The following is a 15,139-nucleotide window of genomic DNA, read 5'->3' on the forward strand; positions in this document are numbered from 1 at the left end:
CAGCCTGACCGGGACGACAACCATGCGCCATCTCGCCACCGCCTTTGCTTTCCTCGCTGCCGTCGCCGGCGTCGTCGACGCGCGCCCGGGCCCATCCGCTCCGGTTGCGCACGAGCGGCTGGTCGCGCTGCAGGGCGGCCAGAACTTCCGCGATCTCGGGGGCTATCGCACTGCCGATGGCCGGATCGTGAAATGGGGTCTGATCTACCGGTCGGGCGCGATGAACGCGCTGACCCCGGCCGACTTCGCGACGCTTGCGCAACATGGTCTGCGCACCGTCTGCGACCTGCGCGACACGCGCGAGCGGACCAAGGCACCGGTCAACTGGCCGACGGGGCATGCTCCGGCGGTGTTTGCCGACGATTACGACATGAGCGGGGCCATGCGCGAACTCGCCGATCCCGCGCTCGACGGCGCCAAGGCGCGGGCGTTGATGCAGCGGACCTATGCCGATCTCCCGTTCCGCTTCGCCGGCCAGTATCGCCGGATGTTTGCCGAACTCGCCGCCGGCCATGCGCCGCTGGCGGTCAATTGCTCGGCGGGCAAGGACCGTACCGGCGTCGCGGCCGCTTTGCTCCTCACCGTGCTCGGCGTGCCGCGCGCGACGGTGATGCAGGATTATCTGCTCTCCAACCGCTATTTCGATCCCGCCCGCGCCGCGGCTCAGGACCCCAATACGGCGGCGTTCACGCAACGTTTGCCGGCCGACGCGGTCAAGGCACTGATGGGTGTCGAGCCCGCCTATCTCGATGCCGCCTTCGCTGCGATCGCGGCGCGGCCCGGCGGCCTCGCCGCCTATCAGCGCGATCAGCTCGGCCTCGACCCCGCCACGGTGCGGCGCCTGCGTGACCGTTACCTGACCAGGGGATGAGAGCGGTCTTGCCGGTCGCAGCCCGACTACCGACTGGACTTGGCCGGGCAAGCCTCTTGGCCAGCACGGAAAAACGCATTCCCACTTAGTACATAGAAATTCTTTGACGTCGGTGCGAACCGGGCGGGGCTAAGGGCGTTGCCCCGCCGCCCGCGAGCGCGGGACGATAAAAGGATTTCAGGGAATGACACAGGGTCGCACCACCGCTCTCCTCGGCGCCTCGCTGCTGGCGCTTGTCGCGCAGGGGGCCGCCGCGCAGACGGTCTCCCCGCCGCCGCAGCAGCAGGGCCAGCCGGGCCAGGCCGACGACGGATCGGCGCGCGTCGACGACCAGGCGGGGCAGACGGCCCCCGCTGCCGGTGCGGCGACCACGGGCGACGAGGGCAACGACATCATCGTCACCGGCACCCGAGCCGAAGGCCGTACCCGGCTCGACAGCGTGTCGCCCGTCGACGTGTTGAGCGGCGCCAGCCTGCAGCGCCAGGGGACGACCGAACTGGCTGCGGCGCTCGCCACCGTCGCGCCGTCGATCGACTTCCCGCGCCCGTCCGCCAATGATGCGACCGACGCGATCCGCCCGGCGACGCTGCGCGGCCTGTCGCCCGACCAGACCCTGGTGCTGATCAACGGTATCCGCGGTCACACCTCGGCCAACCTCAACACCAACGGCACCGTCGGCCGCGGCTCGGCGGCGGTCGACCTCAACACCGTGCCGACCGTTGCGCTCGACCGGATCGAAGTGCTGCGCGACGGCGCCTCGGCGCAATATGGTTCGGACGCGATCGCCGGCGTCGTCAACCTGCGCCTGCGCGAGGCGCGCTCCGGCGGCGGCGCCAGCGTCACCTACGGCTTCTACAACACCGACTTCGCCACGGCGAACAACCGCCGCAGCGTCAACGGCGAACCCGTCGTCACCGCCTCGGCGTGGCAGGGCCTGGGCTTCGGCAGCGACGGCTTCATCACCGTGTCGGGCGAATATACCAAGCGCCAGCCGACCAATCGCGCCGACATCGATCGCCGCGTCCTGGTGCCGCAGGTGACGGGTCGCTACGGCGATCCCGAGGTCGAGCAGTACACCGGCTTCGTCAACGCCGGCACCTCGCTGACCGACAACATCAGCCTCTACGCCTTCGGCGGCTACCAGGACCGCGACACGCGCAGCGCGGCGTTCCCGCGCATCATCGCGACGAATGCCAGCGCCAACACCGTCCGCCAGATCACGCTCGCCGGCTACTACCCGAACGGCTTCCTGCCGATCATCAACACCAAGACCAAGGACATCAATTCGGCCGCCGGCCTGCGCGGCGACTTCGGCGGCTACAACGTCGACCTGTCGTTCAGCTACGGCCGCAACACCGTCGACTTCCGCACGCTCAATTCGGCCAATTACGCCTATGGGTCTGCGACGCCGAAGAACTTCTACGACGGTCAGGTCGCCTATGACCAATATGTCGCGGGCCTCGACGTGACGCGCAAGTTCGATGTCTTCCAGTCGCTGAACGTCGCCTTCGGCGTCGAAGGGCGGCGCGAGGGCTATAAGATCAGCGCCGGCGAGCCGGCCTCCTATGGCTATCCCACCGGCACCACCGACGGGGTCGCCGGTTCGGCGCCGGGCGCGCAGGGCTTCGGCGGGTTCCGCGCCGACAATGCGGTGAAGCGCGGGCGGCGCAGCGGCAGCATCTATCTCGACGTCGAGGCGCAGCTGACCGACAAGTTCCTGGTCGGCATCGCCGGGCGCGGCGAAGATTATTCGGACTTCGGATCGACCGCGACCGGCAAGGTGTCGGCGCGTTACGATTTCACCGATTGGTTCGCGTTGCGCGGCACCGCCTCCACCGGCTTCCGCGCGCCCTCGCTGCAGCAGCAATATTTCACCCAGACCGCGCAGGTGGTGACCAATGGCGTGCCGATCCAGACCGGGACCTTCCCGTCGGTCAGCGCGGTTGGCACCGCGCTCGGCGGCTTGCCGCTGCGGCCGGAGAAGTCGAGCAACCTGTCGGTCGGCACGGTGATCCGCCGCGGCGGCTTCGACCTGACCGTCGACGCCTATCGCATCCATATCCGCGACCAGATCGGCCTGTCGGAGAATATCCAGTCGACCTTCAGCACCCAGGTCGCCGGCCTGCTCGCGCCGTACAGCGTCTCGGCAGCGCGGTTCTTCATCAACGGTCTTGCCAGCACCGCCAAGGGCATCGACGCGGTCGCCCATTATCGTGCGACGACGGCAGGGGCGGGGACGTTCGACCTGACCCTCGCCGGCAATATCAACACGATCGACGTGACGCGCGTGCCGACCAGCACCGCGACGCTCAATCCTGCGCCGACGCTGTTCGCGCGCAGTCGCATCCTGACGCTGGAGGAGGGGACGCCCGGCGAGAAGGTGACCGGGACGATCGACTGGTCGCTGGGTCAGCTGGGTGCGCTGGCCCGCGTCACCTATTACGGCAACGTCAACCAGCCGGGTACCGTCGCCTCCGCCGACGTGCTGACCGGCAATCGCGCGATCACCGACCTCGAGGTCCGCTATTCGGCTCCCAAGGGCGCGCAGATCGGCCTTGGCGTCAGCAACCTGTTCGACGTCTATCCGCGCGCGACCGCGGCGGCGAACAATTCGACCGGCGTGCTGGGCTTCCCGTATTTCTCGCCGTTCGGCTTCAATGGCCGCTACCTCTACGCGCGCGCCGGCCTCAATTGGTGAGCTTGCCGAAACGGACATGAACGGATAGGGCGTCGGTCAGACATCAAGAGTCGGGCCGACGCCCGGCACCAACCTGCCCTCCCGGCAAGGTGGTGCTTCCCCCGGACACGGGGGGAGGATGTGGCCGGACCGGCAACGAACGGGACTAGCAGCCGCATACCGACGCGTCGTCACGACTCCTTCGCCACAGGAGGACCGAACGTGACCATCGCACCCCAGCAATTCGCCAGCGACAATTATGCGGGCATCTGCCCCGACGCGCTCGCCGCGATGGTCGCGGCCAATCCCGGTTCGGAAACCGCCTATGGCGACGATCATTGGACTGAGCGCGCCTCCGACGCCTTTCGCGCCCTGTTCGGTACCGAATGCGAGGTGTTCTTCGTTTTCAACGGCACCGCCGCCAATTCGCTGGCGCTGGCGCAGCTCTGCCAATCCTATCACAGCGTGATCTGCGCCGCCTCGGCGCACGTCGAGACGGACGAATGCGGCGCCCCCGAATTCTTCTCCAACGGCTCCAAGTTGCTCGTCGCGCCGACCGCCGGCGGCAAGCTGACACCCGAGGCAGTGCGCAGCCTCGCCACCAGCCGGTCGGACATCCATTTCCCCAAACCGCGCGTCGTGACGATCACCCAACCGACCGAGACCGGTCAGGTCTATACCCCGGCGGAGATACGCGCCTTGTCGGCGACCTGCCGTGAGCTCGGCCTCAAGCTGCACATGGACGGCGCCCGCTTCGCCCATGCTTGCGCCAGCCTCGGCTGCGATCCGGCCGAGATCACCTGGCGTGCCGGTGTCGACGTGCTGTGCTTCGGCGGAACCAAGAACGGCATGGCGGTGGGCGAGGCGGTGATCTTCTTCGATCGCGCGCTGGCCGAGGATTTCGACTATCGCTGCAAGCAGGCGGGCCAGCTCGCCAGCAAGATGCGCTTCCTGTCGGCGCCCTGGGTCGGCCTGCTCGACAGCGGAGCCTGGCTGCGCAACGCGGCGCACGGCAATGCCTGCGCACGCCGTCTCGCTGCGGCGGTCGAGGGGCTGCCCGACATCGCGCCGATCTTCCCGGTCGAGGCGAATGCCGTCTTCCTCGCCGCGCCGGAGGACGTGCTGGAGACGCTGCGCGGCAAGGGCTGGCGCTTCTACACCTTCATCGGCGGTGGCGCCCGCTTCATGTTCGCCTGGGACGCCGACCCCGCCCGCGTCGACCAACTGGCGGCGGATATCCGTGCGGCGGCGCTGGTGAGTGAGCCTGTTTGAACGCCCGTGTTCCATACCAATGAGCCTTTTCGCTCTAGAAAGTCCTTTCCTGACAGAACGATGATGGATAGATATTGATATATGTCGAAATCGGATGGAAATTCAAAGGCGGGAGCGTGAAGGGACGATTCGCCAGATAATCGCCGACGGGTCGTCCGGCTTTGCCGGATAGCTTGAAGGGCGGGCGCTTGCGGATGGGAATTATGCTGGCTGAGCCAGCAATCTGATGCGCTCCCCCAACAGGGAAGGGGCGACAATCCATGACTTACAAGATGCTGCTGACGTCGAGCTGTTGCCTGATGACACTTTTTGCGTCATCAGCCCTAGCGCAGACCCAGACGGTACCCGCCGGCAGCCGGTCCGTTGACGAGGAAACGGCGGCGCCCACCGTCGGCGACCCGGTCGCCGAGGCGAAGCTCCGCTCGGAAGCGGACAAGGCGATCATCGCCGCCGATCCGCGCGATATCATCGTGACGGGCACACGCATCACCCGCCCGAACAACCATTCCGCCGCCCCGATCACCACGACCACGGCAGCGGAGATCGCCGCCCAGGGCGCGACCACTATCGAGGAGGTCTTGAACCGCCTGCCGCAGGTTCAGGCCAATTCCGAACAGAACTACGCTGACTCCGATGGCCGGCAACGCATCAAGCTGCGCAGCCTCGGCTTCGAGCGAACGCTGACGCTCGTCGACGGGCTGCGCCTCGGCATTCAGAACGGCATGGACGTCAGCATCATTCCCAACACGCTCGTCGAGCGTATCGACGTGCTGAGCGGCGGTGCCTCGTCGGTGTACGGCTCGGACGCGGTGTCTGGCGTCGTCAATTTCATCCTCAAAAAGAATTTTGACGGCATCGCGCTGACCGGCAACTATAGTTTCTACAACCACGACAATCGTCCCGATGCGGTGACAGAGGCGGCGACGCGTGCCTCCTTTCCGACGCGGAGCGGGATGACCAATGACGGCGGCCGCGCATCGCTGTCGCTGGCACTGGGCAAGACGCTGTTCAACGGCGCGGTGAACATCACCGGCTTCGTGGCCTATCGCGCGTCCGAGAGCATCGGGATCGGCGACCGGTCCAATGGGGCATGCGAGGTCACGCAGAAGGTCAGCACCGGCGCACTGACCTGCACCCGCAGCACGTACACCCCGGTCGGTACGATCGTGCCGGGCGGTATCGGTGTCGGCTCCACGCTCGTCAACAATCCCAACGGCTCGGGGACGCTGGTGCCGTGGAATTCCGGTCCCGGCACCGTCGCCAATCCCTATGACGAAATCGCTTTTCAGCGGTATTTCAACCGGATCAACACTGGCGGGTTCCTCACTGCCCGGCTCGACGATCACGTCGAATTGTACGCCAACGCGCTCTTCTATCGCGATCAGTCGTATAATGCGCTGCCCAACCGCATCTACTCCTATTCGGCGTATGGTTCGACGCCGTTCCAGGTTAATTGCGACAATCCGTTCCTGTCCTCGTCGCAGCGAACTGCGCTCTGCGGCACACAAACATCGGGTCTGGTCCCGCTCGACCTGCGCTACCGGTTCGACGGCCTGCCGCTTGTCCAGACGCGGTTCGTCAATAAGGGGATGCGGGTCGTCGCCGGCGTGCGCGGCAAGGTGTTGGACGATGTCTGGAGCTACGATCTTGCCGGGGTATACTCGCGCAACACCAACCGCCAGATCTATCCCGGCAACCCTGATTTCAATCGCGTCAACCGTTCGTTGAACGTCGTCAACGTCAACGGCACGCCGACCTGCGTGGCGGCGATTGATGGGACCGACAAGGCTTGCGTGCCGTTCAACGCCTTCATTCCCTTCAACAACGACGCCGCGGCGAATCGCTATCTTTTCACCAGCGTCGACGGATCATCGGGCAGTATCTCGCGCATGTGGCAGGGGTTGCTGGTGATCAACGGCGACCTCGGCCGATACGGCATCACCTCGCCACTGGCGAAACAGGGCGTCGCCGTGGCGTTCGGCGGAGAATTCCGCGATGAGGGCTTCATCGGCAACGCGGATGCGCAATATCGCGCCACCAACGGCGGCACCGACAGCAACTATACCCAGAACGTCTGGGAAGCGAATGCCGAAGTACAGGCGCCCCTGATCGAGGATCGCAGCTGGACGCAATTGCTTCAGCTCAACGGCGGCTATCGCCGATCGAAATACAACAAGTTGCAAGGCTCGTTCGGCACCTGGAAGATCGAGGGCATCTGGGCGCCGATCGACGACATCAGCTTCCGCGGGTCGTTCAACAAGGCGCAGCGCGCGCCGACGGTGATCGAGGCGGTGCAGGCCTATGCCGTGGATTACACCACGGCGGGGTCGCGCAATGATCCCTGCGCCTCGACGCCCGATCCCAATTCGTCCGATCCCAACGCCCGGTTGCCGGCAACGGCGACGCTGATCCAGTGCCGCCGCACCGGCCTGCCGGACAATCTGTACAACAGCGCCTCGCTCAACTGCCCTGACCAGACCTGCACGATCCGCAACGGCGGCTTCGGTCTGAAACCGGAAACCGCCTATACCAAGACGTTCGGCGTGGTGCTCCGGCCGCGCTTCCTGAAGGGGCTGACCGCGTCGGCCGACCGGTTCCTGATCGATCTGAACGATTCGATCAGTTACATCGCCGCGAACGACTTCCTCAATGGCTGCCTGTCGACGGGACTCAGCTATTATTGCCGCGGCGTCGTGCGCAATCCCGGCAATTACACGCTCTACAGCGTGGCGGCGAATAATCCGACGAGCGGCTATTTCGCGCAAGGCACTACGAACGGCTACAAGTCGAAGTCGCACGGGTGGGATTTCCAGGCGCAATATACGCTGCATCTTGGCCGGTTCGGCTCGCTCGACACGTCCTTTAACGGATCGCTGACCACCCTGGCGGGTTCGCAGGCTTCGCCGGATGCGAAGGCGACGAACTGCGTGGGCTATTACGGGCCGTTCTGCGGCGAGAGCCTTCCCAAATGGAAGCATGGCCTCCGCGCGACCTGGGACACGCCCGACCACATCGTCCACGTTTCCGCCAACTGGCGGCACATCGGCCCGATGACGATATCCTACAATGCCGCGCCCTCGGCCGGCCTGCCGTTCGACAGCACCGACCGCCGCGCCTTCTACACCGGCGTGCCGACCTACGATTACATCGATCTGTCGATCGGTTTCGACGTCGCCAAGCGCTTCGGCCTGAGCGTGTCGGTGAACAATCTGTTCGACCGCGATCCGCCGCTGGTGCCGGATTCGCGCAGCCTGCTCGGGTTGCTGCACAGCAATACGATGTTCGGCTATGATCTGCTCGGCCGACAGATCGCGGTCGGGTTCAACGCTCGGTTCTAGACACCGGCCGCGACCGGCGAAGGCGGGCGGCCGGCTCCGCTTGCACGCCGGTGGCGCCCGCCACGCAGTGGAGGTTCAAATTCGCCCGCCGATCCCCTAGATCGGCGGGCGAATCCCTTTCTGGCGGTAAACATCCATGACCACCCACACCACCCGCATGCTCATCCTCGGCTCCGGCCCGGCCGGCCTCTCCGCCGCCATCTATGGCGCGCGCGCGGGCATGCAGCCGATCGTCGTGCAGGGCATCCAGCCGGGCGGCCAGCTGACCACCACCACCGACGTCGAGAATTATCCCGGCTTCGCGGACGTCATCCAGGGGCCGTGGCTGATGGAGCAGATGCAGAAGCAGGCCGAGCATGTCGGCACCCGGCTGATGTGGGACACGATCGTCGAGGTCGATCTGACCCGCCGCCCGTTCCGCCTGATCGGCGACGGCGGCGATGTCTATGAGGGCGAGGTACTGGTCATCGCCACCGGGGCGCAGGCCAAGTGGCTCGGCCTCGACAGCGAGGAAGCGATGAAAGGCAAGGGCGTGTCCGCCTGCGCGACCTGCGACGGCTTCTTCTATCGCGGCAAGAAGGTCGCGGTGATCGGCGGCGGCAATACCGCGGTCGAGGAGGCACTGTACCTGACCAACCATTCGCCCGACGTGACGCTGATCCACCGCCGCGACTCCTTGCGCGCCGAGCGCATCCTGCAGGAGCGGCTGTTCGCGCATCCCAACGTCACGGTGCTGTGGAACAAGGAAGTGCGCGAGTTCGTCGACGGCGGCGGCACCAGCGGTCTGGTGGCGCTCGAGCTGGAGGATACGGTGACCGGCGAGGATTCGCGGCTCGACGTCGATGGCGGCTTCGTCGCGATCGGCCACCATCCCGCGACCGAGCTGTTCCGCGGCCATCTCGCGCTCGACGACGACGGCTATATCTCTGTCGAGACCGGATCGACCCGCACCAGCGTGCCGGGTGTCTTCGCCTGCGGCGATGTCGCCGACAAGGTCTATCGCCAGGCGGTCACCGCCGCCGGCACCGGCTGCATGGCGGCGCTCGACGCCGAACGCTTCCTGGCGGCGGCGGAGTTCGCCGAAATGGCCGAAGCGGCGGAGTGAGGGCGCGGGCGGGTGGGCGTCGGCGGGCAGGCGCCATGCGGCCCGGCGCCGACCCCGACCCTGTCGCTGATTGGAACGGCAGGCTAGCGCGCGTCTAACGCAGGACCCGCAACACCGCGGCAAGCAACGCGGCCTGATCGCCGTCGCGGGCGAAGCTGTGTGATGCCGTCGCCACCATCTCTGCAGCGACCTCGGGTGCGGCGGCACGAAATGCGATCGCCGTCGCATCGCCCTCGGCCAGCAGTATGTGCGCACTGCCACCCCAGTCGCCGATTGCCGCGGTTACGCGGCGGGCCAGACCCGTCTCCGCGGCAGGCGTGGTAATCTTGCGTAAGCCACTGACGGCTTTGCGCACATCGATGCCGCCAGACACCAGTCGCCACCAGGCCGCCGGGTCGCGCAGCCGCGCCGCGTAGCGCGCCCGGATCGCCGCCTGCGGTGGCAGGCCATCATTGGCGTCCTCGACGACCCAGGGATTGGCGAGCAGCACGCGATCGATCCCCGCCGCCCTGCCGAACAACGCCAGCGTCGTCGCCCCGTCGCAATTGCCGAAGCCGACCAGCGTTCCGATCTGCGGCTGTGCCGACCGGAAGGCGGCGACCGCACCGGCCAGATCGGCCTCAGCCGACAGGAAGCCGCCGTTGACGCCGCCCGAATCGCCGACGCCGCGGCGGTCGTAGCGGAATACCGGATGCCCCGTCGCGGCGACGGCGGCCGCCAGTTGCGCCATGCCGCGATGCGCGCCGACGCGGATCTCGTTGCCACCGGACACGATCAGCAGCCCGGTCGTCCCCGGCGCCGCATCCAGCGTGGCGAACAGCGTCTCGCCCGCGCAGACAAAGGTGATCACGCTTCGCATGCGGCGATCCAGGTGGCGATGTCGTCGGCCAGCAGCGTCGCCAGCGCGACGTCGTCGCCCGGCTCGGTGCGTCGCCAAGGTGGCGCCGCCTCCACTAGCCGGTCGGCGACGCGGGTGTCACCGGACAGCCGCACCACGCGGTACGTCCGATCTCGCGGCGCGGCGGGCTGGGCGTCGATCAGCGAAGCCAGCAATGCCACCGGCACGCGATGGCCGGCGATCTCCACCGGCGCATCGCCGGCGCTCATCGCCTCCTGCGATCCGCGATGTCCGGCTGCCAGCCACAGCCGATGCCATTCGCGCAGCAATTCGGCGCCGGTCTGCGGCGTCAGATGCCAGCGGCCGGTGTGTTTCGCGCTGGAGTCGAGCAGCGCGCCGCTGCGGATGCCGATGCCATAGGTGCGCCTTCCCTCGGCGAGACAGCGTTGGGAGAGCGCTGCCAGCGCATCGGCCAGGATGCGGTGCGAGGCGAGCGGGGCAAGGCTTTCCCCCTGACCCGGCACATCGGGCAGCAGGCCGCCGATTCCATGGTCCGCCAGTCGCTGCAGCATCCGCACCGCCAGTCGCCGCGTCCGGTTCGCCTCGTCCAGCAAGGGCAGCGTCAGGATCGCGACCGGGCCGTGATCGGGTCCGAAGCGCAGCATCGCCTCGCGCCCGCCGGACCAGGCGTATTGATCGATGCGGGGCGGTGTTCCGCTCAGACCAGCGCCTTGTCCGCGGCGAAGCGGACCAACGCACCGAAGGTCTCGAGCATGTCGCCGTCGACCTCATCGTCCTCGATCAGGATGCCGAGCCGGTCCTCGATCTCGGTCAGCACCCCGGCCACCGCCATCGAGTCGAGTTCCGGCAGCGCGCCGAACAGTGGCGTATTCGCCTCGAACGCCTCGGCGCGCTCGCGCGACAGGCCGAGCACGTCGCCCAATACGCTGCGTACCGTCGACTCGACCTGGCTATAGCCTTCTGGAAGCACGCGTTCCGCCCCGATCCGTTGCAATCGCGCACTCGGTAGAGGCTGGGGGTGAATTCGGCAACGGGGAGGCGCTATGGAGCGAACATGGTGCCGCTTGATCCCGTTCCGCTTCCTATCGACCATCTGCTGCGGGGCGCACCGGATGCGCCGGCACTCATCGAGCGGGAGCGACACTGGACCTATGCCGAATGCGAGGCGGCGGTCGCCGCGATCGCCGGCTGGCTGGACGGGCAAGGGCTCGCGCCGGGCGCACGCATCGCGACCTGGCTGCCCAAGACCGCGCTGGCGTGCCTGATGCCGCTCGCCGCAGCGCGGGCCGGGTTAATCCACGTGCCAGTCAATCCGGCGCTGCGCCGTGCGCAGGTCGCGCACATACTCGCCGACAGCGGCGCGACGCTGCTCGTCACCCAGCCGGCGCGCGTCGCGACACTAGAGGCGGGCGACCTGCCGTCCGGCTGCCGCACGGTCGCGGACGGAGAGGTTCCGACAACCGGCAGCGGCCCCGGTCGTTCGAGCGCCGATCCGGCCGATCTCGCCGCGATCCTCTACACGTCCGGCTCGACCGGCCGGCCGAAAGGGGTGATGCTCAGCCATGCCAACCTCTGGCTCGGCGCGATCGCCGTGGCGCACTATCTCCGCCTGACGCCGGACGACCGGGTGCTCGGCGTGTTGCCGCTGTCGTTCGACTATGGCCAGAACCAGTTGTTCTCGACCTGGGCGGCGGGAGCGGCGGTGGCGCCGCTCGACTATCTCGCGCCGCGCGACGTGGTGAAGGCGGTCGCCCGCGTCGGCGCCACCACGCTCGCCGGCGTCCCGCCCTTGTGGGTGCAGCTTTTGGAGGTCGACTGGCCGGCGGAGACGACGCTGCGCCGGCTGACCAATTCGGGCGGCGCGCTGACCGAGCGGCTGGTGCGCGGCCTGCGCGCGCGTCTGCCGCAGGCCGATCTCTACGCCATGTACGGCCTGACCGAGGCATTCCGTTCGACCTATCTCGACCCGGCGCTGATCGACGCCCATCCGGACGCGATGGGGCGGGCGATCCCCTTTGCCGAGGTGATGGTGGTCCGCCCCAACGGGCAGCGTGCCGCCACGGCGGAGGCGGGCGAGCTCGTCCACGCCGGCCCGCTCGTCGCGCAGGGCTATTGGCACGATCCGGAGCGGACCGCGCAGCGCTTCCGTCCCGCGCCGAATTGGTCGGCGAGCGGCGGTACCGCCGTCTGGTCCGGCGACACGGTGGTCGAGGGGGCGGACGGCCTGCTCCGCTTCGTCGGTCGCGACGACGAGATGATCAAGAGTGCCGGCAACCGCATCAGCCCGCTGGAGATCGAGGACGCGGTGCTTGCCGGCGGCGAGGCGCGCGAGGCGGTCGCGGTCGGCGTGCCCGATCCGCGGCTCGGCCAGGTGATCACGGTGATGCTTGCCGGCGACCCGGCGGGCGAGGCGGCGTTGCGTGCCCGATTGCGCACCCTGCTGCCCAGTTTCATGCAGCCAACGACCTATCTCTGGCGCGCCGAGCTGCCGCGCAACGCCAACGGCAAGCTTGACCGCGCCGCCATCCGGTCCGAGGTGACGGCATGAAGCCGACCGGCCCGCTACCTCCTGAATTTGCCAGTCAATCCGGCGAGTTATCTATCGCCGGCCGGCCGACGCACGACTGGGTCGCAGCCGCCGGCGATACACCGCTTTTCGTATACGATTTGGCCGTTGTCGCTGCGCGGGCTGGTCGCTTTCGCGCGAACTTCGAGAAGATTGACCTCCATTACGCGATCAAGGCCAATCCGCTGCCGGCGCTGCTTGCCGGGATCGCGCCTTTGGTCGACGGCCTAGATGTCGCCTCCGCCGGGGAGCTCGACCGGGCGCTCGCGGTAAAGCCCGCCGCCGCGATCAGCTTCGCCGGCCCCGGCAAGCGCGACGACGAACTCGCCGCCGCTATCCGAGCGGGGGTCACGCTGAACGTCGAATCCGAGGGTGAGGCTGCGCGCGCCCTGACTCTCGGCGACAGGCTCGGCCGCTCGCCCCGGCTCGCCGTCCGGGTCAATCCCGACATCGAGCTGCGCGGCTCCGGCATGAAGATGGGCGGCCGGCCATCGCCCTTTGGCGTCGATGCCGACCGCGCTGCGGCCTTGATCCGCTCCATCGTCGCCGCCGGCGCCGATTGGCGAGGGCTTCATATCTACGCCGGCAGTCAGGCGCTGGATGCCGCGGCGGTGATCGAGACGCAGGCCGCGACGCTGACGCTGGCGGAACGGCTGGCCGACGAGGCGGGGCAGGTGCCGCCGCTGGTCAACCTCGGCGGTGGCTTCGGCGTCCCCTATTTCGTCGGCGACACGCCGCTCGACATCGAGAGGGTCGGCGCCGCGCTGGCGGAGGCGGTCGAACGGAGCGCCCTGACCGCGGCCGGCACGCGTTACGCCATCGAGTTGGGCCGTTGGCTGGTCGCGGAGGCCGGCGTCTATCTGACCCGCATCGTCGATCGGAAGGTCAGCCGCGGCGAGACCTTCCTGATCACCGACGGCGGCCTCAACCATCAGCTCGCCGCCAGCGGCAACTTCGGCACGGTGGTGCGCCGCAACTATCCGCTCGCTTTGGCACATCGCATGGGCGCGCCGGCGGCCGAGACGGTATCGGTGGTCGGGCCGCTGTGCACCCCGCTCGATCGGCTCGGCGACCAAGTCGCGCTGCCGGCGGCGGAGGTGGGGGACCTGATCGCGGTCTTCCTCGCCGGTGCCTATGGGGCCAGCGCGAGCCCGACGGCGTTCCTCGGCCACCCGCCCGCGCACGAGATCGTCGCGCCGCTCAGTTGATCGTGATCTGCGTCTCGATCGGCGCGCCGGCGCTGGCCGCCGACCGGTCGCGGAACGTGAAGGTCTGGCCGGGAGCGATGCGGCCGAGCCGGTAGCTGACCTCCAGTCCCGCGATCGGTTGTCCCGGCCCGCACGCGCCCGCCGCCAGCTGCGGCCCGCACAGCGGCTTGGTCGAGGAGGGGATTTGCCGCGCCTCGCCGTCGATCAGCGTCACGCGGCTGCCGCCAATGCCGGTCTCGTGCACGACCACCGTCACCGGCCCCGGCGCATGGTGTCGCCGCGTCGCCGGCTGATCCGCCTGGATCTGCTCCAACCCCGCCGGTGAAGCGACGGAGGCGACGACGACGCCGGTCAACGGGGGCGCAGCCTGGCCCAGGACGGGCGCTGTGCAGACGATCAGGGCGAGGGGCAGGGTGAGGGGCAGGATCCGCATGCCATCTCCTACCGCGCCGTCGACTTACGGACAAACAGCGGAAACCGCTGCAAAAACGGGCACGGCGTTCCTAACGCTATCTTCACCTGTCCAACCGCATAGCCGCCGGGGAACCCCGGCTGCGCAGGGACCCCAAGCCTTACGTGCAGTCACGGTCAGGAGGAGTTTGATGGTGCGCGTTCGTGTCCTGCTCATGCTAGGCGGCCTGGCGACGGTGCTGTCGGCGTGTTCCGGCGGCAACGCCCGGCCCGCGCTGCCCGCCGCGACCTACGTCGCCTCGAAGGAGCAGCCGGGCGAGGAATATGTGATCGGGCCGCTCGATTCGCTCAACATCTTCGTGTGGCGCAATCCGGAACTGTCGGCGAAGGTGCAGGTGCGGCCCGACGGTCGCATCACCACCCCGCTGGTCAACGACATGCCCGCCGTCGGCAAGACGCCGTCCATGCTAGCGGCCGACATGAAGCGCGCGCTCGGCGAATATGTGAAGGATCCGATCGTCTCGGTGATCGTCGAGAATTTCTCCGGCACCTATAGCCAGCAGGTGCGGATCATCGGCGCGACGGAGAAGCCGGCGTCGATCCCGTACCGCGCCAACATGACGCTGCTCGACGCGATGATCGCGGTCGGCGGCCTCAACCAATATGCCGCGGGCAACAAGGCCAAGCTGGTCCGCCACGACCGCGAGTCCGGCGCGCAGCACGAATACAAGCTGCAGATCGGCGACCTGCTGAAGCGCGGCGATTCGAGCGCCAATGTCAGCCTGCAGCCGGGCGATGTGATCATCATCCCCGAATCGATGTTCTAAGGGAG

At 67.8% G+C, this 15,139-nt stretch carries 12 protein-coding genes and 1 riboswitch; of the genes, 8 read left to right on the forward strand and 4 right to left on the reverse strand.

Features of this window, described 5'->3' with window-relative positions; translation table 11 throughout:
• The first annotated feature begins 22 nt into the window (after nucleotides 1-22).
• The 5 genes from D9601_RS04010 (at nucleotide 23) to trxB (ending at nucleotide 9,263) form a co-directional block, all read left to right on the forward strand.
• Entirely contained in the window at nucleotides 23-871 is an 849-nt protein-coding gene (locus D9601_RS04010; RefSeq protein ID WP_198352610.1) for a tyrosine-protein phosphatase, read from the forward strand.
• Nucleotides 872-1,055: 184 nt separating this feature from the next.
• Nucleotides 1,056-3,569, forward strand: a complete 2,514-nt coding sequence (locus tag D9601_RS04015; RefSeq protein WP_198352611.1) for a TonB-dependent receptor plug domain-containing protein — start codon at nucleotides 1,056-1,058, stop codon at nucleotides 3,567-3,569.
• Between the two features lie 35 nt (nucleotides 3,570-3,604).
• Nucleotides 3,605-3,719, forward strand: a riboswitch (SAM-I-IV-variant riboswitch).
• Between the two features lie 51 nt (nucleotides 3,720-3,770).
• Nucleotides 3,771-4,820, forward strand: coding sequence for a threonine aldolase family protein (locus D9601_RS04020; protein ID WP_198352612.1), 1,050 nt, complete (start codon nucleotides 3,771-3,773; stop codon nucleotides 4,818-4,820).
• A gap of 260 nt (nucleotides 4,821-5,080) precedes the next feature.
• Complete coding sequence (locus D9601_RS04025; RefSeq protein WP_232473804.1) at nucleotides 5,081-8,158, forward strand: TonB-dependent receptor domain-containing protein; 3,078 nt, start codon at nucleotides 5,081-5,083, stop codon at nucleotides 8,156-8,158.
• A gap of 136 nt (nucleotides 8,159-8,294) precedes the next feature.
• The gene (gene trxB, locus D9601_RS04030) at nucleotides 8,295-9,263 is read left to right on the forward strand and encodes a thioredoxin-disulfide reductase (protein ID WP_198352613.1); all 969 of its coding nucleotides are present in this window, start codon (nucleotides 8,295-8,297) and stop codon (nucleotides 9,261-9,263) included.
• Between the two features lie 94 nt (nucleotides 9,264-9,357).
• Here the strand turns inward: trxB and D9601_RS04035 are convergent, their stop codons facing one another.
• From D9601_RS04035 to D9601_RS04045, 3 genes are read right to left on the reverse strand one after another with little or no spacing between them, the layout of a single operon-like run.
• A complete protein-coding gene (locus tag D9601_RS04035) occupies nucleotides 9,358-10,122 on the reverse strand; it encodes a hydrolase 1, exosortase A system-associated (RefSeq protein ID WP_198352614.1) in 765 nt (254 codons plus the stop codon).
• Nucleotides 10,110-10,766, reverse strand: a complete 657-nt coding sequence (locus tag D9601_RS04040; RefSeq protein ID WP_198352615.1) for a hypothetical protein — start codon at nucleotides 10,764-10,766, stop codon at nucleotides 10,110-10,112. Before D9601_RS04040 ends, D9601_RS04035 begins: the two co-directional genes overlap by 13 nt.
• Nucleotides 10,767-10,819: 53 nt before the next feature.
• Complete coding sequence (locus tag D9601_RS04045; RefSeq protein WP_198352616.1) at nucleotides 10,820-11,092, reverse strand: acyl carrier protein; 273 nt, start codon at nucleotides 11,090-11,092, stop codon at nucleotides 10,820-10,822.
• Between the two features lie 84 nt (nucleotides 11,093-11,176).
• Between D9601_RS04045 and D9601_RS04050 the strand changes: the two genes are divergently transcribed.
• Nucleotides 11,177-12,670: an AMP-binding protein gene (locus tag D9601_RS04050; RefSeq protein ID WP_198352617.1), complete on the forward strand. Its 1,494-nt coding sequence runs from the start codon at nucleotides 11,177-11,179 to the stop codon at nucleotides 12,668-12,670.
• On the forward strand, nucleotides 12,667-13,896 hold the full coding sequence (locus tag D9601_RS04055) for a pyridoxal-dependent decarboxylase, exosortase A system-associated (protein WP_198352618.1): 1,230 nt from the start codon (nucleotides 12,667-12,669) through the stop codon (nucleotides 13,894-13,896). Before D9601_RS04050 ends, D9601_RS04055 begins: the two co-directional genes overlap by 4 nt.
• Here the strand turns inward: D9601_RS04055 and D9601_RS04060 are convergent.
• A complete protein-coding gene (locus D9601_RS04060) occupies nucleotides 13,889-14,329 on the reverse strand; it encodes a DUF4879 domain-containing protein (RefSeq protein WP_198352619.1) in 441 nt (146 codons plus the stop codon). The two genes, D9601_RS04055 and D9601_RS04060, sit on opposite strands and share 8 nt — an antisense overlap.
• A 169-nt stretch (nucleotides 14,330-14,498) precedes the next feature.
• Here D9601_RS04060 and D9601_RS04065 point away from each other — a divergent pair, with 169 nt between their 5' ends.
• A complete protein-coding gene (locus tag D9601_RS04065) occupies nucleotides 14,499-15,134 on the forward strand; it encodes an XrtA/PEP-CTERM system exopolysaccharide export protein (RefSeq protein ID WP_232473806.1) in 636 nt (211 codons plus the stop codon).
• The last annotated feature ends 5 nt before the right edge of the window (nucleotides 15,135-15,139 follow it).

The organism is Sphingomonas sp. MA1305 (assembly GCF_016107325.1).
Classification (GTDB): domain Bacteria; phylum Pseudomonadota; class Alphaproteobacteria; order Sphingomonadales; family Sphingomonadaceae; genus Sphingomonas.